Source organism: Streptomyces griseofuscus, from assembly GCF_014673495.1.
Taxonomy (GTDB): domain Bacteria; phylum Actinomycetota; class Actinomycetes; order Streptomycetales; family Streptomycetaceae; genus Streptomyces; species Streptomyces murinus.
Map to the genome: position 1 here is coordinate 5,743,839 of NZ_CP051006.1, position 18,893 is coordinate 5,762,731.

At 72.2% G+C, this 18,893-nt stretch carries 18 protein-coding genes; 11 read left to right on the forward strand and 7 right to left on the reverse strand.

Going from position 1 to position 18,893, the window contains the following annotated elements:
• Positions 1–66: 66 nt before the first annotated feature.
• From HEP81_RS26055 to era, 6 genes are all read left to right on the forward strand, one after another.
• Positions 67–945: a helix-turn-helix transcriptional regulator gene (locus HEP81_RS26055; protein ID WP_037655099.1), complete on the forward strand. Its 879-nt coding sequence runs from the start codon at positions 67–69 to the stop codon at positions 943–945.
• Positions 946–982: 37 nt separating this feature from the next.
• Positions 983–1,348 carry a cytidine/deoxycytidylate deaminase family protein gene (locus HEP81_RS26060; protein WP_037655101.1) on the forward strand — a complete coding sequence of 122 codons (366 nt, stop codon included), beginning with the start codon at positions 983–985 and terminating at the stop codon, positions 1,346–1,348.
• A 243-nt stretch (positions 1,349–1,591) separates the two neighbouring features.
• Positions 1,592–2,065, forward strand: coding sequence for a hypothetical protein (locus HEP81_RS26065; RefSeq protein WP_037655262.1), 474 nt, complete (start codon positions 1,592–1,594; stop codon positions 2,063–2,065).
• A gap of 167 nt (positions 2,066–2,232) precedes the next feature.
• Positions 2,233–3,555 carry a hypothetical protein gene (locus tag HEP81_RS26070; RefSeq protein ID WP_037655103.1) on the forward strand — a complete coding sequence of 441 codons (1,323 nt, stop codon included), beginning with the start codon at positions 2,233–2,235 and terminating at the stop codon, positions 3,553–3,555.
• Positions 3,556–3,617: 62 nt separating this feature from the next.
• Positions 3,618–4,607 carry a WxL protein peptidoglycan domain-containing protein gene (locus HEP81_RS26075; RefSeq protein ID WP_063755225.1) on the forward strand — a complete coding sequence of 330 codons (990 nt, stop codon included), beginning with the start codon at positions 3,618–3,620 and terminating at the stop codon, positions 4,605–4,607.
• A gap of 5 nt (positions 4,608–4,612) precedes the next feature.
• Positions 4,613–5,566: a GTPase Era gene (era, locus tag HEP81_RS26080; protein WP_037655106.1), complete on the forward strand. Its 954-nt coding sequence runs from the start codon at positions 4,613–4,615 to the stop codon at positions 5,564–5,566.
• 8 nt (positions 5,567–5,574) lie between these two features.
• Here the strand turns inward: era and HEP81_RS26085 are convergent, their stop codons facing one another.
• On the reverse strand, positions 5,575–6,828 hold the full coding sequence (locus HEP81_RS26085) for an MFS transporter (RefSeq protein WP_037655108.1): 1,254 nt from the start codon (positions 6,826–6,828) through the stop codon (positions 5,575–5,577).
• The gene (locus HEP81_RS26090) at positions 6,825–8,141 is read right to left on the reverse strand and encodes a GH1 family beta-glucosidase (protein ID WP_078967337.1); all 1,317 of its coding nucleotides are present in this window, start codon (positions 8,139–8,141) and stop codon (positions 6,825–6,827) included. The genes HEP81_RS26085 and HEP81_RS26090 overlap by 4 nt, the downstream gene beginning before the upstream one ends.
• 149 nt (positions 8,142–8,290) lie before the next feature.
• On the opposite strand from HEP81_RS26090, the gene HEP81_RS26095 reads away from it, so the two are divergent.
• Positions 8,291–9,307, forward strand: coding sequence for a hypothetical protein (locus HEP81_RS26095; RefSeq protein ID WP_037655109.1), 1,017 nt, complete (start codon positions 8,291–8,293; stop codon positions 9,305–9,307).
• Between the two features lie 14 nt (positions 9,308–9,321).
• Here the strand turns inward: HEP81_RS26095 and HEP81_RS26100 are convergent, their stop codons facing one another.
• Both HEP81_RS26100 and HEP81_RS26105 read right to left on the reverse strand, forming a co-directional pair.
• On the reverse strand, positions 9,322–9,588 hold the full coding sequence (locus HEP81_RS26100) for a protealysin inhibitor emfourin (protein WP_037655111.1): 267 nt from the start codon (positions 9,586–9,588) through the stop codon (positions 9,322–9,324).
• A gap of 52 nt (positions 9,589–9,640) precedes the next feature.
• Positions 9,641–10,711, reverse strand: coding sequence for a M4 family metallopeptidase (locus HEP81_RS26105; protein WP_037655265.1), 1,071 nt, complete (start codon positions 10,709–10,711; stop codon positions 9,641–9,643).
• Positions 10,712–11,085: 374 nt separating this feature from the next.
• Here HEP81_RS26105 and leuA point away from each other — a divergent pair, with 374 nt between their 5' ends.
• From leuA to HEP81_RS26120, 3 genes are all read left to right on the forward strand, one after another.
• Positions 11,086–12,807, forward strand: coding sequence for a 2-isopropylmalate synthase (gene leuA / locus HEP81_RS26110; RefSeq protein WP_037655113.1), 1,722 nt, complete (start codon positions 11,086–11,088; stop codon positions 12,805–12,807).
• A 184-nt stretch (positions 12,808–12,991) separates the two neighbouring features.
• Positions 12,992–13,687, forward strand: a complete 696-nt coding sequence (locus HEP81_RS26115) for a TerB family tellurite resistance protein (RefSeq protein WP_037655116.1) — start codon at positions 12,992–12,994, stop codon at positions 13,685–13,687.
• Between the two features lie 346 nt (positions 13,688–14,033).
• Positions 14,034–15,257 (forward strand): sialidase family protein, encoded by a 1,224-nt coding sequence (locus HEP81_RS26120; protein ID WP_037655118.1) that lies wholly within the window; start codon positions 14,034–14,036, stop codon positions 15,255–15,257.
• On the opposite strand, the gene HEP81_RS26125 is transcribed toward HEP81_RS26120, so the two are convergent.
• Positions 15,182–15,844, reverse strand: coding sequence for a ScbR family autoregulator-binding transcription factor (locus HEP81_RS26125; RefSeq protein ID WP_078967338.1), 663 nt, complete (start codon positions 15,842–15,844; stop codon positions 15,182–15,184). The two genes, HEP81_RS26120 and HEP81_RS26125, sit on opposite strands and share 76 nt — an antisense overlap.
• A gap of 333 nt (positions 15,845–16,177) precedes the next feature.
• Between HEP81_RS26125 and HEP81_RS26130 the strand changes: the two genes are divergently transcribed.
• Positions 16,178–16,885 carry an HAD family hydrolase gene (locus tag HEP81_RS26130; RefSeq protein WP_037655120.1) on the forward strand — a complete coding sequence of 236 codons (708 nt, stop codon included), beginning with the start codon at positions 16,178–16,180 and terminating at the stop codon, positions 16,883–16,885.
• A gap of 53 nt (positions 16,886–16,938) precedes the next feature.
• Here HEP81_RS26130 and HEP81_RS26135 read toward each other — a convergent pair whose 3' ends face one another.
• Together HEP81_RS26135 and HEP81_RS26140 are read right to left on the reverse strand one after the other, a co-directional pair.
• Positions 16,939–17,865: a dihydrodipicolinate synthase family protein gene (locus HEP81_RS26135; RefSeq protein WP_037655123.1), complete on the reverse strand. Its 927-nt coding sequence runs from the start codon at positions 17,863–17,865 to the stop codon at positions 16,939–16,941.
• Complete coding sequence (locus HEP81_RS26140) at positions 17,862–18,884, reverse strand: oligopeptide/dipeptide ABC transporter ATP-binding protein (protein ID WP_037655268.1); 1,023 nt, start codon at positions 18,882–18,884, stop codon at positions 17,862–17,864. The genes HEP81_RS26135 and HEP81_RS26140 overlap by 4 nt, the downstream gene beginning before the upstream one ends.
• Between the last annotated feature and the right edge of the window lie 9 nt (positions 18,885–18,893).

Sequence of the window (18,893 nt, forward strand, 5' to 3'; positions counted from 1 at the left end):
TGGTGGCACCACCAGAGAGGTCACCGGAGCGACCACTGGACAGGACCGACGGGGGAGGGGCGGCACATGCCTGCTGCTGAGGCGACGCGCAGTCATCGGCGTGACGAACTGCGGGAGTTCCTGATGAGCCGGCGCGCCCGGGTCAGTCCCGAGGAGGCCGGACTGCCCGCCGGCGGCGGCAGGCGCCGTACGCCCGGACTGCGCCGCGAGGAGGTCGCCGTGCTCGCCGGGGTGGGCGCTTCCTGGTACCAGTGGCTGGAGCAGGGGCGGGACATCTCGGTCTCCCCGCAGGTGCTGGACGCGGTCGCCCGGGTGCTCCGGCTCAGCGACGCCGAGCGCCGGCACCTGTATCTGCTGGCCGGGCTGAACCCGCCGACACCCCAGGTGGTGCCCGGCAGGAAGGACATGTGCGACGGGCTGCGGCGGCTCATCGACACCTGGATGCCGTACCCGGCGCACATCATGGACCTCTACTACAACTGCGTGCAGTACAACGACGCGGCCGCGATCGTGCTCGGCATGCGCCCCGGCATCACCCAGAACTGCCTGATCGACTTCTTCACCGACCCGCTGTACCGCGAGCGCAGCCACAGCTGGGAGCGCAACGCGCGCACGGTGGTGGCGCAGTTCCGGGCCGCCTGCGCGGCGCGCCCCGACGACGAGGGGTTCCGGGAGGTGCTGGCCGAGGTGAGCGCCGCCAGCGAGGAGTTCACGGCGCTGTGGGCGGAGCGGGACATCGAGGACCAGGGGCAGGTCCGCAAGGAGTTGTCGCATCCGCTGGCCGGGCTGCTGGTCGTGGAGTCGACGGTCCTGAAGATCCCCGCCCGACCCGATCTGATGATCGTGCTGCACACTCCGCTGGACGAGGCGAACACCGCCGAGAAGCTGGAGTGGCTGGCCTCCCCGGAGGGCCGGCGGGGCGCGATGTACCCCGTGGCGGGGTGAGCGTCGGGGGCCTTCTGTGTCTTCGTATGCTCGGGGCATGACCGAGAGCAGCGCGCTTGACCCCGAGGACCGCAAGATCGTGACCCTGGCCCGTTCCGCGCGGGCCCGCAACGCCGTGCCCGAGGGGGCGGCCGTACGGGACGACACCGGGCGCACCTATGTCGCCGGCACGGTGGACCTGGCCTCGCTGAAGCTCAGCGCGCTGCGCACCGCCGTCGCCATGGCGGTGGCGTCCGGGGCCGCGTCGCTGGAGGCGGCGGCGGTGGTCGGCGAGGCGGAGTCGGTGCCGGCCGAGGACCTGGCCGCGGTGGCCGACCTCGGGGGCGCGGACACGCCGGTGCTGCTCGCGGGGGTGGACGGCACGGTCCGTACGACCGTGGCCGCGGGCCGCGCCGAGAGCTGACCGCTCGCGCGGGAATCCGCGGGCCGGCCGAAGAGTACCGACCGAAAGGTCGGCTGGAATTCAACCTTGCTGGGTCGGGGGGCGCGCGCGTCAATGAACGCGTACGTCCCGACGACCCGTCAGATCCGCACCGCCGTCCGGCGCGTCCGCACCCGCCCGACCGGCCTGCCGTTCGTCGGCGCACCTTCCGATCACCCCACACGGCACGTCCGGCGTGCCCAGCAGGAAGGAAAGCGGATCCCCATGAGAGCCAAGCGCACGGCAACAGGTGCGGCCCTGGCGGCCGGGGCCCTCGCGGTCACCGGTCTCGCCCTCGCACCCTCCGCGGCCGCCGTCACTCCCCAGTCGGCGACCATCACCGCGAGCTGCGGCATCTTCGGCGGTGGCCCGGCCACGCTCACCGCCACCCAGAGCGGCACCTCGGCCACCCTGAGCCTCACCTCCACCGCGATCAGCGCCCCGGTCACGGTGGCCGCGGACTCGATCACCTCCACGCTCACCATGGCCAAGGCGGGCGGCGGCAGCGTCGTGTTCAGCGGCACCAAGAACCCGGTCATGAACCCGGGCGACCCGGTCAGCGTCGGCCCGCTCTCCGGGACCGTCGCCTCCGGGTACAGGCTCGACGCTTACGGCGGTTCGCTGAAGATGGTGATCTTCGGCATCACCGTGACGTGTACCGCGAGCGGTCCGCAGTCGCCGGGTCCGTTCGTGTTCTGAGCCGCCCCGGCCGACCGGTCCGTTCCGGTTCTCCCCTGGATGCCGCAGGATCTGACGAGTAGTCAGGATTCTGCGGCATCTCCCTTGACTTCTCATCTCGCCGCCCCGCCAATGCCCCCTGTCGGGGCGCCCGTTCGGCCGCGCCCACCACCCTCAGGAGGGGGCCCATGGGTCTCACCACCCGAAGATCCGGACGGTGGCGCTGGGCGTCACTGCTCGGCGCGACCGCGCTCGCGGTCTCCGCGGGCGGCGCGCTGGCCTGCCCGGCCGGCGCCGCCGGCACCGACGTGGACTTCGCCACGCACTGCATCCCGCCCGCCATCGCGGGTCTGCCGCCGATCGACGGCACCACGACCGCCACCGTGTCGGCGGACAACACCAGCCCGAAGGTCGGCGACACCGTCACCGTCACCTACACCGTGGTCGGGGCCGCCGCGAGCAACCCCACCGATCTGGCGCTGCCTGCCGACATCATGACCCCGACCGGCAAGGTCACGCTGGGCGGCGCCCAGAGCGGTGACATCACGGTCGCCGGACCCAAGAAGAACCCCCCGGTACCGGGGAAGGCCGCCTTCCCGTCCTTCTCCATGACGGGCACGTTCACCGTCACCAAGGCCGGGAAGATCACTCTCGCGCCGGGCGACTACAACATCCACACCAGCTACATCATGGAACTGGACACCCCCTGCACGGTCACGAACCCGCCCGCACCGGCGTCCGAGACCATCACGGCGACGGCGGGGGCCCCGGTCAACACCCGGGCGATCACGCTGGGTTCGGCCACCGGAGACCCGGGCGCGACCGTCAGGGTCAGCGGTACGGGCTTCACCCCGGGCGCCGCCGTCACCCTGGCCGGACGCTCCGGGACCAGCCAGACCGGGGACACCGCGAGCGTGTCCGCGGACGGGCAGGGCTCCTTCAGCGGTTCCCTCGTCGTGAACGACGCCTCGACCACCGGGATCGTCGCGTACGAGGGTGGCTCCTGGAACGCCGACACCGGCGCGGGCCCCGCGGCCTATGTCGTCAACGCGCCGGTGCCGCCCGGCAGTCAGAAGCTCACCACGAGCGTCACGGCGGGCACGCTCGCCATGACCCAGGCCGGGGACTCGGTCGCGCTGTCGGGGGTCGACTTCGGCCGGGGCGGCGCCTCGACCGGCGCGCTTTGGACCGTGACGGTCAAGGACTTCCGCGGCGGACCGGCGGGCTGGTCGCTGACCGGCAGGGTCACCGACTTCACCGGGCCCGGCGGCAGGATCGGCGCGGACCGGCTGAGTTGGACGCCGTCGTGTGCGAGCAAGGCGGGCAGTCCCAGTACCTGTACGGCGGGTTCGGCGGGCCCGGTGGGCTCCTCGGGGGCCACCCTCGCGGGGACCCCGGACGGGACGCTGACCGGCGGCGAGTTCACCGTGAACGCCGGACTCTCCCTGGACGTACCGGCGTTCACGCCTCCGGGCGGGTACTCCGGCGTGCTCACGCTGACGCTGTCATGAGCGTACGGGCGCCCGCACCCGCCCGTGCCACGGGCCACCCCCGGCCGTGGGGGTCCGCACCCATGCGCAAGGCGTACGTCGTCGTGGTGAGCCTGCTGCTGGCCGTACTGCCGGTGGTGCCCGCACGGGCCGCCGACAACGGCAGCTGGTCCGTGTACCCGGTCGCCGCCCAGGCCGCGGCCCGGCCCTACTTCTACCTCTCCGCCGACCCCGGCCAGAGACTCACCGACAAGGTCGCCGTCCAGAACAGGACCGCCGAGCCGCTCACCTTCCGGCTGTACGCGGCCGACGCCTACAACACGCCCCGGGACGGCGGCTTCGCCGTGCGCACGGCGGACGAGACGATGCGCGGGGTGGGCGCGTGGGCGCGGCTCGCCAGAAGCCGGATCACGGTGCCGGGGCATCGGACGGTGACCGTGCCGTTCACGCTGCGGGTGCCGACGGGCGCCGAACCCGGCGACCATCCCGGAGCGATCGTCGCGCTGGACGAGCGGACCGAGCCGGGTGGCGGGAAGCTGGCGCTGGGGATCCGGCGGGCGGTCGGCGCGCGGGTGTATCTGCGGGTGAGCGGTCCGACGCTGCCCGCGCTTGCGGTGTCCCGGCTGAGCGTCGGCCGCCACCGGCCGCTGCTCTTCGGCACGGGTACGGCGACCGTGTCGTACACCCTGCGCAACACGGGCAATGTCACGCTGCGGCCGAGCGCGCAGCTGACGGCGCGCGGACTGTTCGGCCGTACCCTGCTGGAGCGGCGGGCGGCCCGGGTGCCCGCCGAGCTGCTGCCCGGGCAGTCGGTACGGCTCACCGAGACCTGGCGCGGCACACCGGTGCTCGACCGGGCGGCGATCACGGTGAGCGCGCGGGCGCGGGGGGCGTCGGCGTCGGCGGGGGCGTCGTTCTACGCGGTGCCGTGGCCCCCGCTGGTGGTGCTGGTGCTCGTGGTGGTGGCGGTGGTGATCGTGTGGCGGATGCGGTCACGTTCCGGTGAAGGGGCGGTGACGCGGCGTGAGCATCGCTTCGCGGTGCGGCGGGGGCTCCGGGATCAGGGACAATGAACGGCATGAGCGTTCGCACCCAGTCATCCGAGCAGCCGGCGGAAACCGTCCACCGCGCCGGCTTCGCCTGCTTCGTGGGCCGCCCCAACGCGGGCAAGTCCACCCTCACGAACGCTCTGGTCGGGCAGAAGGTGGCGATCACCTCGAACCGGCCGCAGACCACGCGGCACACCGTGCGGGGCATCGTGCACCGCCCGGACGCCCAGCTGATCCTGGTCGACACCCCCGGGCTGCACAAGCCGCGCACGCTGCTGGGCGAGCGGCTGAACGACGTCGTGCGCACCACGTGGGCCGAGGTCGACGTGATCGGGTTCTGCCTGCCGGCCGACCAGAAGCTCGGCCCCGGTGACCGGTTCATCGCGAAGGAACTGGCCGGGATCAAGAAGACACCCAAGGTCGCCGTCGTCACCAAGACCGACCTCGTGGACTCCAAGACCCTCGCCGAGCAGCTGATCGCCATCGATCAGCTCGCCAAGGAGCTGGGCTTCGAGTGGGCGGAGATCGTGCCGGTGTCCGCGGTCGGCGACCAGCAGGTGGAGCTGCTGGCCGACCTGCTGGTGCCGCTGCTGCCCGAGGGGCCCGCGCTCTACCCCGAGGGCGACCTCACGGACGAGCCCGAGCAGGTGATGGTCGCCGAGCTGATCCGCGAGGCGGCGCTGGAGGGCGTGCGCGACGAGCTGCCGCACTCCATCGCGGTGGTCGTCGAGGAGATGCTGCCGCGCGAGGACCGGCCGGCGGAGCGTCCGCTGCTCGACATCCACGCGAACGTCTACATCGAGCGCCCCAGCCAGAAGGGGATCATCATCGGCCCCAAGGGCAAGCGCCTCAAGGAAGTCGGCATCAAGTCCCGCAAGCAGATCGAGGCCCTGCTGGGCACGCCGGTCTTCCTCGACCTCCATGTCAAGGTCGCCAAGGACTGGCAGCGCGACCCGAAGCAGCTCCGCAAGCTCGGCTTCTGACCCTCCCTTCAGTCGACCGCCCTGATCCGCCCCACCAGCACCGCCCCCGCCAGCCCGATCGCCGCCGACACCAGATACAGCACCCGGTATCCGCCCAGATACGTCACCAGGGGGGCCGCCAGAGCCGGGGCGGCCGCCTGGGGGAGGGCGTTGGCGATGTTGATGAGGCCCAGGTCCTTGCCGCGGCCCGCGGCGTGCGGGAGGACGTCGGTCATCAGGGCGAAGTCGACGGAGGTGAAGACGCCGAAGCCGATGCCCAGGACGGCGGCCGCGGTCACCGCGCCCGGCCAGGTCCCCCAGCCGGCCAGCGCCGCCGTCGCCACCGCCATCAGCACGCCCGACCAGACGACGAACGGCTTGCGGCGGCCCGTGCGGTCGGACCAGACGCCGCCGATCACCACCGTAGCCAGCAGCGTCACGCCGTTCACCGCGGTCAGGATCAGGACGCCCCGGCCGGGGTCGGGGTAGTGGACCCGGTCGCGGAGGTAGTAGAGCAGGTAGAGCAGCACCAGCGAGTTGCTGAGGTTGATCAGGAAGCGGGTCAGCCAGGCCCAGCCCAGGTCGGGATACCGGCGCGGGCTCAGCCAGAAGCCCGCCAGGAAGCCCCGCCAGGACCACGGGGGCCGGTCCTGGGGCGGGAGGGGGAGGTCGCGGAAGAGCAGGACGTACGGGAGGACGCCCGCCGCCGTGCACACCGCGCAGGCCACGTACCCCGCGCCGATACCGCCCGCCGCCGTCGCCAGCCCCGTGCCCACGACCACGCCCAGGATCTGCGCCGCGCCCAACCAGCCGCCCACCACGCCCCGTTGGCGCCTGGGCACCCGGTCAGGGACCGCCGCCGTCACCGCCGCGAACGCCGCGTTCAGGGTGAACTGGACAAGGCACCAGCCCAGCGCCATCGACCACGGCCCGCCCGCGCCCGCGAGCAGCAGCAGGGACAGCGCCCCGCCCGCCGCCCCGGCCACGATCCACGGCGTCCGGCGGCCCGCCCGGGCGGTCGTACGGTCGGACAGCGCGCCGAAGAACGGGTTCGCGAGCAGGGACACCACCGCGCCCGTGCCGGTCACCCAGGCCAGCAGGGTCTCCTTGGACATCCCGGTACCGGGCGCGAGGTCCTTCGACTGGAAGGCCAGCAGGATCTGGAGCGGGCCGAACCAGCCCACCCAGATCGCCCCGTTGGCCAGCGAGAGGGCCGCCGTCCAGCCCCGCCCCACCGCCTCGACCGGCTCGGCGAGCGCGGCCGACGGGCGGCCGGTGGTCATCTCTGCGCCCGCAGCACTTCCCGGAACCAGTGGTACGACGCCTTCGGCACCCGTTCCAGCGTCTCGTAGTCCACGTGCACCAGGCCGAAGCGCCGTGCGTAGCCCTCGGCCCACTCGAAGTTGTCCATGAGGGACCACACGAAGTAGCCGCGCACATCCACCCCGGCCGTCAACGCGTCGTGCAGGGCGCGCAGATGAGCGTCCAGGTAGGCGATGCGTTCCTGGTCGTCGAGGCCCTCGTACGAGCAGCCGTTCTCGGTGATGACGATCGGCGGGAGCCGGTCGCCGTACCGCTCCCGGAACCCGCACAGCAGCTCGGTCAGCCCCTCCGGGACCACCGGCCAGCCGAAGTCGGTCCGGGGCCGGTCCGCTATCTCCCGCACCGAGAAGGGGAGTTCGGCGGGTATGGGCACGCCGCCGAACTCCGTCTCCGTGCCGAGCGGAGCGCCCACCAGTGTCGGGGCGTAGTAGTTGACGCCGTACCAGTCGAGGGGTTCCGCGATCGCCTTCAGGTCCGCCGAGAGGTCGGCCGCGGGCATCAACTCGCCGAGGCCCGCCGGGTACTCGCCGAGCAGGATCGGGTCCGCGAACAGACGGTTGAGCAGGGTGTCGTAGAAGTCCGCCGCCTCCGTGTCCGCCGGGTCGGCCGAGGCCGGCCATGTCGGGCCGTGGGAGTTGGCGATGCCGATGTCGGCCGCGCCGGCCGCGCGCAGCGCCCGGACCGCGAGACCGTGGGCGAGCAGCTGGTGATGGGCCACCGGGAGCGCGTCGAACAGCAGCCGCCGGCCGGGGGCGTGGACGCCGAGGGCGTGACCGAGCAGGGTGTGCTCGGCGGGCTCGTTGAGAGTGATCCACTTGCTGACCCGGTCGGTCAGGCGTTCGGCGACCACGGACACATGGTCGGCGAACCGGGAGGCCGTGTCCCGCTCCAGCCAGTCGAGGGACGCGGGCAGATCCCAGTGGAAGAGGGTGGGGACCGGCCGGACCCCCGCCGCGCACAGCTCGTCCACCAGCCGGTCGTAGAAGTCCAGGCCGCCCGGGGAGCTGACACGGGGCCAGGAGACGGAGAAGCGGTAGGCGTCCACACCGAGACCGGCCAGGAGCGCCACGTCCTCGGGGTAGCGGTGGTAGTGGTCGCAGGCCACCGCCGCCGTCGAACCGTCCTTCACCCGGCCCGGCCCGGCGGTGAACACGTCCCACACCGAGAGCCCGCGCTCGTCCACCGCCCCCTCGATCTGATGGGCGGAGGTCGACACGCCCCACAGGAAGCCGGCCGGGAACCGAGGGAGCGGATTGCCTGCGTCAGTCGCCATGGCCGGATCATCCGTACCGCCGGTAACGAAGTCAACGCCCGTGCGCGGGTCAACGCCTGTGCGCACAACGGTTCCAGCGTTCACCGGATGTGGGCCGCATGGCCCAATCGACTGGCCTTCGGGGCCCGATAGTTCCGAAACTGAACCGCATGACAGTCCATCAGCTGATCGCCAGGCCGCGTACCCGGCTGCTCACCGTGCTCGCGGCATGTCTGTTCGTCCTGCTGGGCGGCGTGCCCGGCGCGCTCGCCGACACCCGCCGCGACCCGGCGTCCACCGACTGCATCTCCACTCCGGCCGAGTACAAGGCCGCCTGGGACGCCCGCCAGGTGCGCTGTGTGTCCCCGTCCCTGTTCGGCACCACCCACACCCGGGGCGACACCACCCTCTACCCGAGCGGCTTCTGGTACGCGTGGGCGGGCTCGAACACCAATCTGGAGCGGTACCTCCAGCTGCGCAGCCGGTACGGCGACCAGCCCCCGAAGACCGGCATCGGCGTCCTGTCCTTCGTCGGCTACCCGGGGCTCGACAGCTGGGACACCCCGACCGATCTCGCCGTCTACACCCTGCCGGCCGGGACCCGCGCCCAGGTCCCGGCGTTCGAGACCTGGTTCCGGCTGCTGGACGAGAAGTTCGGCCACACGGACGCCTACCCGCTCGCCGCCCAGCGCGACCTCGTGCTCGCCTACTCACGCCTCGGCCAGGGCGAGGACGTCGTCGGCGCCTTCCAGGACGTGACCGGGTGCAAGCGCGCCCGGCTGCTCAAGGGGGCGGCGCCCTCCGCGGCGATCGGGTGCAGCCGCGACTTCCTGGACGCGCTGGCCGCCGCGGGACCCTCCCCGTACGACGGCGCGTCCTCGCTGGCCTGCTTCGCCAACTTCCAGTCCGGCTACACCGGACCGCGCGACGCCGCCGCCCTGCGCGGGGTGCTGTACCAGTGCCAGGACGCCGGGTTCCTCAACACCGGCGTGGGCCTCGGCTACAACACGTACGCCAACCCGTTCGTGTGCAGGTCCGCCGCCGCCCAGACCGTACGACAGCGGTACACCGGCCGGGAGTTCGTGCTGCCGAACGCGTCCTTCGGGGAGCTGCCGAGCCATGTCGACATCCCGCTGGACCTCGGCAGCCCGAACCAGCGCGGCTTCCTCCAGAAGGGCTACTGCTGAGGCGAGGGCCGCGGCTAAGCGCCTTCCTTGAGTACCAGGGAGACCAACTCCCGCTGGTCCTCGGTCAGTCGGGGGTCGGCCGCGTACACCGTGCGGCCGTCCACCGAGATCTCGTAGCTGAAGCCGTCCGGTACACCGGCCGGCGGGGTGGCCAGGCCGGACGCGAGGACGCGTCCGGCCAGTGCCTGCCACTCCTCGGCGTCGGGCCGGGTCGAGGTGTCCACCTCGGCCCGGCGCTCGATGCCCGCGAAACCGCCCGTGCGCCTCACCTGAATCCGCATGGGTCCAGTGTCGCAGCGCGGGCGGTCCCGTGGGTGGACTACCGGACGCGTACTACCGCGTATGCACCCCGACCTGTTCCCACGCCTTCTGTACGGCCTCCAGTTCGTCGGCGCCGAACCGCTCGCGGGCCGCCTTCGCGGTGAGCGTGGCGAAGTCGGCGAACTGCGCGTCCGACTTGAGATCGCCGCCGGTCAGCGCGTCGTACCAGACCTGTCCCGCCTTCTCCCAGGCATGGCCGCCGAGGGCCTTGGCGGCGAGGTAGAAGGCGTGGTTGGGGATGCCGGAGTTGATGTGCACCCCGCCGTTGTCGCGACCGGTATGCACATAGTGCTCCATGGTCGCGGGCTGCGGGTCCTTGCCGAGGTTCGGGTCGTCGTACGCCGTGCCCGGCGCCTTCATCGAGCGCAGCGCGGTGCCGTGCACGCCCGGGGCGAGGAGTCCCGCGCCGATCAGCCAGTCGGCCTCGGCGGCGGTCTGGCCCAGCGCGTACTGCTTGATCAGCGAGCCGAAGACATCGGAGACCGATTCGTTCAGCGCACCGGACTGGCCGAAGTACTCCAGGTTGGCGGTGTGCTGGGTGACGCCGTGGGTCAGCTCGTGGCCGATGACGTCGACCGGGATGGTGAAGTCGAGGAAGACCTTTCCGTCGCCGTCGCCGAACACCATCTGCTCGCCGTTCCAGAAGGCGTTGTCATAGCCCTCCCCGAAGTGCACGGTGGCGTCGAGCGGGAGTCCGCTGCCGTCGATGGAGTGGCGGCCGTAGACCTTCAGATACAGGTCGAAGGTGGCGCCGAGGCCGGCGTAGGCGCGGTTGACGGAGGCGTCCGAGCCCGCCTTCGAGCCCTCCTCGCGGACCTTGTCGCCGGGCAGGTCCTGGGAGTGGTGGGTGTCGTAGATGGTGCGGTGCGGCTGGTCGGCGGCGGCGCCCTCGGGCGCGGCGGCGGCACGCGCGCCGATGACCGTGGTGAGCCGGCGCCGGGTGCGCTGGTAGGCGTCGTGTTCCAGGGAGCGGCGGGCGGGAGCCGACACATCGGGGTCCCCGGCCCGGGAGAGCTGGTCGAGGACGTGCGGCGGCACGATGGTGCAGAAGACGGGCTCGAGGGCCCCGTTCCTCGTCGTCATGTCATCGACCATCGCACTGAGTGATGCCAAAGTCACTACTCGCAACCATGATTGGTGAAATACCGGGACAGGGGGCGCGACGGAGCGTGACACTGTGCTACGGCGATGCGCCCCCTGTGGGTCGGCTGTGCGGCACCCCTGTGGTCTGCCGCACTTTTTGCCCCTATTTGTCATACCGGTCCCGCATACTGGACCGCGTCCCCACATCCTGAACCGCTCGGCTAGGCTGCGCTGCATCATGCGTTTCGTGCTGCTTCTTCTTAGCTGCCGCGGCGAGGGTCTGTAGTCGAGGCCGACTCCCTCCCCGCGGAGCTTGGCGTTGCGTCGTCGGCCGTCCACTCGGACATCCGGACCCCCTTGAGGAGCCACGCACCATGGCCAACCGCCAGCAGCCCAGTTCCATGCCGATCCACAAGTACGGCCGCTACGAGCAGGTGGACATCCCGGACCGCACCTGGCCCGGCGAGCGGATCACCGTAGCCCCCCGCTGGCTCTCCACCGATCTGCGCGACGGCAACCAGGCGCTGATCGACCCGATGTCACCCGAGCGCAAGCGCCGGATGTTCGACCAACTGGTCAAGATGGGCTACAAGGAGATCGAGGTCGGCTTCCCCGCCTCCGGCCAGACCGACTTCGACTTCGTGCGCTCGATCATCGAGGAAGAGGGCGCGATCCCCGAGGACGTGACGATCTCCGTCCTGACCCAGGCCCGCGAGGACCTGATCGAGCGGACCGTGGAGTCCCTGAAGGGCGCCCGCCGCGCCACCGTCCACCTGTACAACGCCACCGCCCCGGTCTTCCGCCGGGTCGTCTTCCGCGGCTCCAAGGACGACATCAAGCAGATCGCCGTCGACGGCACCCGCCTGGTGATGGAGTACGCGGAGAAGCTGCTGGGCCCGGAGACCGAGTTCGGCTACCAGTACAGCCCCGAGATCTTCACGGACACCGAGCTGGACTTCGCCCTGGAGGTCTGCGAGGCGGTCATGGACGTCTACCAGCCGGGCCCGGGCCGCGAGATCATCCTCAACCTGCCCGCCACGGTGGAGCGTTCGGCGCCCTCCACGCACGCGGACCGCTTCGAGTGGATGCACCGCAACCTGTCCCGCCGCGAGCACGTATGCCTGTCCGTGCACCCGCACAACGACCGCGGTACGGCGGTGGCGGCGGCCGAGCTGGCCGTGATGGCCGGCGCCGACCGCGTCGAGGGCTGCCTGTTCGGCCAGGGCGAGCGCACCGGCAACGTCGACCTGGTCACCCTGGGCATGAACCTGTTCTCCCAGGGCGTCGACCCGCAGATCGACTTCTCCGACATCGACGAGATCCGTCGTACGTGGGAGTACTGCAACCAGATGGAGGTCCACCCGCGCCACCCGTACGTGGGCGACCTGGTCTACACGTCCTTCTCCGGCTCCCACCAGGACGCCATCAAGAAGGGCTTCGACGCGATGGAGGCCGACGCGCTGGCCAAGGGCGTTACGGTCGACGACCTGGAGTGGGCGGTGCCGTACCTGCCCATCGACCCCAAGGACGTCGGCCGCTCCTACGAGGCCGTCATCCGCGTCAACTCGCAGTCCGGCAAGGGCGGCATCTCGTACGTCCTGAAGAACGACCACAAGCTGGACCTGCCGCGCCGGATGCAGATCGAGTTCTCGAAGATCATCCAGGCCAGGACGGACGCCGAGGGCGGCGAGATCACCCCGAAGGACATCTGGGCGGCCTTCCAGGACGAGTACCTGCCCAACTCCGGCAACCCGTGGGGCCGCATCCAGGTCAGGAACGGCCAGTCGACCACGGACAACGACGGCGTGGACACGCTGACCGTCGAGGCCACCGTGGACGGCGAGGACCGCGTGCTGACCGGCTCCGGCAACGGTCCGATCTCGGCCTTCTTCGACGCCCTCCAGGCCGTCGGCATCGATGTGCGCCTGCTGGACTACCAGGAGCACACGATGAGCGAGGGCGCCTCCGCGCAGGCCGCCTCGTACATCGAGTGCGCGATCGACGGCCAGGTCCTGTGGGGCATCGGCATCGACGCGAACACGACGCGTGCCTCCCTGAAGGCGGTCGTCTCCGCCGTCAACCGCGCCACCCGCTGACCCACCCCCACCGGGGGTTTCGAGGCTCCGGCCGCCGCATACGGCGGCCGGAGCCTCGTCGCTTCTCGGCCACAGGGCCGGACAGGTCACAGATTGGTCTCGTCCGGGGTACTGACTCAGCCTCCGTGATGTGGCTAACATCACGCCAGCGCGGCGATGGTGCCGTGCTCTAGGGAGGTGCGACGTGCTGCCGGTAAGGGGACGAGACGACCGTGCCACCAGGGCCCTGTGCGTCCTGGGCACGCGCACCGCGTGGACGCCCGTCGGCGACGGCGAGTTCTACTGCCCCGGCTGCGGGGGCGACCGCAACTACCAGCGGCTCACCGGCCGCCGCCGGCTCACCCTGCTCGGGGTGCCGGTACTGCCGCGCGGCACCACCGGGCCCGTCGTGGAGTGCGCCGCCTGCGGCCATCACTACGGCACCGACGTCCTGGACCACCCCACCACCCGGCGCTTCTCCGCGATGCTCCGCGACGGCGTGCACACCGTCGCCCTCGCCGTCCTCGCCGCGGGCGGCACCGGCTCCCGCGCGCCCCTGGAGACAGCCTGCGCCGCGGTCCGCGCGGGCGGCGTCGAGGACTGCACCGAGGACCAACTCGCCGCCCTGGTCGACGCCCTGGCCGCCGACACCGGGCGGGTCCTGGGTGATCCCTGCGGGGCCAGCCTGACGATAGAGCTGCACGAGGCGCTGGACCCGCTCGCCCCGCACCTCGCCCCGGCCGGACGTGAGGCCCTGCTCCTCCAGGGCGCCCACATCGCCCTCGCCGACGGCCCCTACACCCCCGCCGAACGCGACGCCCTCACCACGGTCGGCGCGGCCCTGACACTCCCGGCCGAGGACGTGACCCGCCTCCTGGCGGCCGCCCGCACCCCGTCCTGACCCCGAGGCCGCCCGCGCCCTGCCCCTGGCTCTGGCGGTCGTCCGCACCCCGTCCTGACCCCGACGCCACCCGCACCCCGTCCTGGCTCTGGCGGTCGTCCGCGCCCCGTCCTGGCTCTGGCGGTCGTCCGCGCCCTGCCCCTGACCTCGACGGCCGCCCGCGCCCTGGCCTTGACCCTGGCGGTCGTCCGCACCCCGTCCTGACCCCGACGCCGTCCGTACCCTGCCCCTGACCCCGACGGCCGCCCGCACCCCGTCCCGCCCCCTCGGCGGCCGTCCCGTGGGCTCCCGCCGATTAGCTCGAACGGAGTAGTGGCGTGCGCCCGTACCGGGGCAGCATCACGGCGTGACTCCGCTGCGACGCACCGTACTCACCAGCCTCACCCTCCTCGCCGCCCTCGCGACGGCCCCGCTGCCCGCCGCCGCGAGACCGCTCGACTCCGCGCCCGGCTGCGCCTTTTCACGGCCGTACGTCTCCGGGCGGGGCGGGTACGCCGCCTACCGCATCCCCGCGGTGGTCCGCACCCTGCGCGGCACCGTGCTCGCCTTCGCCGAGGGCCGGCGCCACGGCTCGGGCGACAGCGGCGACATCGACGTGGTGCTGCGTCGCTCCACCGACGGCGGCTGCACCTGGGGCCCGCTCGCCGTGGTGGCCGCGGGCGGCGGGGACACCCGGGGCAACCCGGCCCCCGCCGTCGACCCGCGCACCGGCATCATCATCCTCGTGACCTGCGGAAACGCGGGAGATGTGACCGAGGACCAGATCATGCGGGGCCAGGTCACGGCCGCCCGGGGACGCCGGGTCTATGTGCAGCGCAGCTCGGACGACGGCCGCACCTTCACCGCGCCCCAGGACATCACCACCGCGGTGAAACGGCCCGACTGGCGGTGGTACGCCACCGGTCCCGGCCATGCCGTCGCCCTCACCCGTGGCCCGCACGCCGGGCGGATCCTGGTCCCCGCCAACCACTCCACCACCCCGCCCAAGGGCTCCAGGGGCACCGGCCGCGAGTCCCGCTACTACGCCGGCCACACCCTCTACAGCGACGACGGCGGCCGCGCCTGGCACCTCGGCCTCACCGCCACCGGGCCCAGCGGGGTGGTCAATGTCAACGAGACCAGCGCCACCCAACTCCCCGACGGACGGCTCTACTTCAGCGCCCGCGACCAGTACGGCAGCGCCCCGGGCAACCGCGTCGACACCTACTCCTCCGACGGTGGCGCCACCCTCGACCGCCCCTACGCCGCCCAGGACACCCTCAAGGACGTCCCGGTGGTCCAGGGCAGCGTGCTCCAACTCCAGGGCGCCCGTGCCCCGTTGCTGTTCTCCGCGCCCTCCGTGCCGACCGCCAGGCGCGCCATGGCCGTGTGGTCAAGCACCGACGCCGGCCGCAGCTTCTCCCGTTTGATCACCCTGGACGACGGCCCGGCCGCCTACTCCGACCTGGTCCAGCTCGGCACCGGCGCGGTGGGGGTGCTGTACGAGACGGGTTCCTACGACGGACTGTCCTTCCGCCGGCTCACCGGGATCGGCGCCCACTCACCCGCCGGGGCGCCGTCCCACGGGTGAATCCCCGGGGCGGCACCGAGCGAGGGCAGGGTCAGCCGCCACCAGTCGGTGAGCCGGTCGGCGACGGTGGCCGCGCCCTCCAGTGCCTCGGTGAGGGAGCACAGCCCGAAGAAGGCGCGCACCAGGGTCCGGGCGGTGGGCGCGGGACGTACGTGTTTGGCCAGGTCACCGGCGTTGCGGGCCTCGGCGAGCAGCCGGGTCGCGGCGGCGGTCCACAGCGCGAAGGGGTCGGGCAGGGGGGCCTCGATGGTGGCGCGCTCGGCCCACAGGCGTGCGCCCGCGCGCGTCAGCGGATCCTCGGCGAGGGCCCGGGCGATGTCGTAGCTGAGGGCCACGAGCCGCTGGACTGGGGGGACGGCCGCGTCCGCGTAGCGCGCGGTGAGCTGGGGCCAGGTGGCGAAGCGGTCCTGGACGACGGCGAGGGCGATGCCCTCCTTGCTGGCGTAGTGGAAGTAGACGGCGCCGCTGGTCCGGCCGGACCGGGCGCTTATGTCATTGATGCTCGTGCCCGCGTATCCCTGTTCGGAGAAGAGCTGGGCGGCCGCTTCCAGAAGTGATCTGCGGGTTGTCCTGGCCCGTTCCTGCAACGTTCCGCCTGCCCTCGCTCGGCATTTCCGACGGCCAAGAATGTAGTGCGCCCGCGTACGCCGGGAGCAACCAGGGATCATACTCGCGCGGTAATTACGTATTTCTTTCGAGGGGGAACGCGAGCGGGTGGTAAGGGACGTGTTCTCTCTGTCCCATACACCCGGACAGCGCCGCGGTCCAGTCCCTCCATGGGGTTATTGCTTGATTTGCCGCCGCGAAAATATCGTAGTCATCGCTATCTTTCCGTTTCCTGTGGAACGTCGGGAATGACGCATTTCAGAGCCGCGTGCACCGCACGTCACCCCCTGTCCCTGCCACCCTAGGAGGCCATTGTGACCCCTCATGTCCGCCCTCTGCTCGACTGGTCGCCCGAGGCCGTCGTCTTCGACTGCGACGGCACCCTGATGGACAGCGAACGCCATTGGGTGGAGGCCCGCACCCTGGCCTTCCGGGAATTCGGCCTCCAGGCGCCACCCGGGTTCGCCGAGCAGGCCAAGGGCATGCACTACGAGGAGTGCGGCCGCCTGATGGCGGACTCGGTGCACAAACCCGAGCTGGCGGCCGGCCTCACCGGAGCGCTCCTCGACCACTTCCTGGAGCTGGTCACCGACGACCCGGTCACCATGCCGGGCGCCGTCCAGCTCGTACGGACCCTGTCCGGGCGACTGCCGCTGGCGGTGGCCAGCAACTGCCCGATGGTGGTGGTCGAGGGCAGCCTCGAACGGGCCGGGCTGCGCACCCACTTCCAGCACATCGTCGTCCCCGAGACCGGGGACTCCGTACGTCCCAAGCCCTGGCCGGACGTGTACCTCCTGGCGGCCCGGCTGTGCGGTGTGCCCCCGCTCAGGGCGCTCGCCGTCGAGGACTCCCTGACCGGGGTGGAGTCCGCCCATCGCGCCGGACTGCGGGTGCTCGGAGTCGGCCCCCGCCCGGCCGGGGACGGCGCGAAGCGGGCCGACCTGTGGCTGCCGACGCTGCGCGAACCGGAGCTGCTCAGCTGGGCGGAGACCCGCGTCACCGGAGGACCGGAACCGGACTGAGCGGAACCGGGCGGGTGCGGGTCCGACCCCGGACAGATCCAGGCGCGGGCCGGCTACAGCAGGCCCGCCGAGGCGAGGAACTTGGCGACCTTCTCCGTCTCCTCGCCCGACAGCGGCACCTGCGGCTCCGCGGTGACCGGGCAGTCGATCACGCCCCGCAGATGCAGGGCCGCCTTGAACGCGCCCAGCGCCGAGGAGCTGCCGCCCATCCGCGCCGGATCACCCGCCCCGGTCAGCCCGAACAGCGCGCACAGCCGGTCCTGTTCGGCCCGCGCTCCCTCCCAGTCGCCCGCCCGGTACTGCCGGTAGAGCCGTACGTACCCGTGCGGATCGACGTTGGCCAGCCCCGGCACCGCCCCGTCCGCGCCCAGCGCGAGCGCGGCGTCGGCGATCAGCTCGGAGCCGGTCAGCACGGCGAAACCGGGATGGGCGCGGGCCCCGGTGACCAGCTCGCGGAAGGCCGCCAGATCCCCGCTGGAGTCCTTCACCCCGGCCAGCACCCCGTCCCCGGCGAGCCCCAGCACCAGCTCGGGGGGCAGCTTCGTGTGCACGGCGACCGGGATGTCGTAGGCGATCACCGGCACCGGACTCAGGGCCGCGATCCTGCGGTAGTGGTGGACGATCTCCGAGGGGTGGGTGCGGGCGTAGAACGGCGCGGTGACCACGACCGCCTCCGCGCCCGCCGCCGTGACCGCCCGGACATGGTCCAGGACCCTCGGCGTCGTCATGTCGATCACCCCGGCCAGCACCGGCAGTTGGCCGCCGACATGGCCCGCGACCGCCTCCACCACCCGGCGCCGCTGGGCGTCGGTGAGGAAGGCCGCCTCCGAGGTCGAGCCGAGCACGAATAGTCCGTGCACCCCCGCGCCCACGAGATGGTCCACCAGCCGCAGCAGCGAGGGCACATCGACCTCGCGCTCGGGCGTCAGGGGCGTGCAGAGGGGCGGGACGACTCCGGTGAGCGGGGCGGGGAAGGTCATTCACGGCTCCTGCGGGTGAGGTCGCGGGTCGACAGGTCCTCCTCCACAGGATGGTGACAGCGGTAGCGATGTGCCGGGTGCGACGCGGCCGAGAAGTCCGGCATCACCTGTGCGCACACCGCGTCCGCCTTCCAGCACCGGGTGCGGAAGGGGCAGCCGCTCGGCGGACGGGTCGCCGACGGCACCGGGCCGGCCAGCGGGATCGGGTCGATGGGGTGCAGCAGTCCGGGAGTGGCCGAGAACAGGGCGCGGGTGTACGGGTGCCGGGCCCGGTCGGTCACCCGGTCCGCCGGGGTCTCCTCCACGATCCGGCCCAGGTACATGGTGACCACCCGGTCGCTCATCCGCCGTACCGTCTGGATGTCGTGCGAGACGAACACCAGCGCGAGCCCGAGCCGGTCCTTCAGATCGAGCAGCAGATTGAGGATCTGCGCCCGCACCGACACGTCCAGCGCGCTGGTCGGTTCGTCGGCGACGACCAGCGCCGGGTCCAGGGCGAGCGCCCGGGCGATGGCGACGCGCTGCCGCTGCCCGCCGGACAACTGCCCGGGCAACACCTCCGCAAGCCCCCGGGGCAGCCCGACAAGCCCCATCAACTCCCGTACCCGTGCCTCTCGTTGTGCCCGGGTGCCGCGCTCGTGCACATCCAGTGGATCGCGCAGGATGCGGCGGACGGTGAGCCGCCGGTTCAGGGCGGTCGAGGGGTCCTGGAAGATCATGCCGGTGCCCGCGCCGACCGCGGCCCGCCGCTCGGCGCCCGGCATCGCCCACAGGTCCCGCCCCCGGAACGCCACCGTCCCCGCGACCGGCCGCTCCACCCCGACCAGCACCTTCGCCAGCGTCGACTTCCCGCACCCCGACTCGCCGACGACCCCCACCGTCTCACCGGCCGCCACCGCGAGATCGGCGCCCGTCAGCGCGTACACCCGGTCCCGGGCGAACAGGCCCCCGGTGCGCGCCTTGTGCACCACGTGCGCGCCCCGCACCTCCACGACAGGGGTTTCCACCAGGGGTTCCATCGGGCGGTC

What these genes read in the sequence shown, in the direction of transcription:
- HEP81_RS26095 (WP_037655109.1), top strand. Translation starts at nt 8,291, where the DNA reads ATGACAGTCCATCAGCTGATCGCCAGGCCGCGTACCCGGCTGCTCACC.
- HEP81_RS26105 (WP_037655265.1), bottom strand. Translation starts at nt 10,711, where the DNA reads ATGACGACGAGGAACGGGGCCCTCGAGCCCGTCTTCTGCACCATCGTG.
- HEP81_RS26055 (WP_037655099.1), top strand. Translation starts at nt 67, where the DNA reads ATGCCTGCTGCTGAGGCGACGCGCAGTCATCGGCGTGACGAACTGCGG.
- HEP81_RS26065 (WP_037655262.1), top strand. Translation starts at nt 1,592, where the DNA reads ATGAGAGCCAAGCGCACGGCAACAGGTGCGGCCCTGGCGGCCGGGGCC.
- HEP81_RS26135 (WP_037655123.1), bottom strand. Translation starts at nt 17,865, where the DNA reads ATGACCTTCCCCGCCCCGCTCACCGGAGTCGTCCCGCCCCTCTGCACG.
- HEP81_RS26070 (WP_037655103.1), top strand. Translation starts at nt 2,233, where the DNA reads ATGGGTCTCACCACCCGAAGATCCGGACGGTGGCGCTGGGCGTCACTG.
- era (WP_037655106.1), top strand. Translation starts at nt 4,613, where the DNA reads ATGAGCGTTCGCACCCAGTCATCCGAGCAGCCGGCGGAAACCGTCCAC.
- HEP81_RS26100 (WP_037655111.1), bottom strand. Translation starts at nt 9,588, where the DNA reads ATGCGGATTCAGGTGAGGCGCACGGGCGGTTTCGCGGGCATCGAGCGC.
- HEP81_RS26060 (WP_037655101.1), top strand. Translation starts at nt 983, where the DNA reads ATGACCGAGAGCAGCGCGCTTGACCCCGAGGACCGCAAGATCGTGACC.
- HEP81_RS26140 (WP_037655268.1), bottom strand. Translation starts at nt 18,884, where the DNA reads ATGGAACCCCTGGTGGAAACCCCTGTCGTGGAGGTGCGGGGCGCGCAC.
- HEP81_RS26085 (WP_037655108.1), bottom strand. Translation starts at nt 6,828, where the DNA reads ATGACCACCGGCCGCCCGTCGGCCGCGCTCGCCGAGCCGGTCGAGGCG.
- HEP81_RS26090 (WP_078967337.1), bottom strand. Translation starts at nt 8,141, where the DNA reads ATGGCGACTGACGCAGGCAATCCGCTCCCTCGGTTCCCGGCCGGCTTC.
- HEP81_RS26075 (WP_063755225.1), top strand. Translation starts at nt 3,618, where the DNA reads ATGCGCAAGGCGTACGTCGTCGTGGTGAGCCTGCTGCTGGCCGTACTG.
- leuA (WP_037655113.1), top strand. Translation starts at nt 11,086, where the DNA reads ATGGCCAACCGCCAGCAGCCCAGTTCCATGCCGATCCACAAGTACGGC.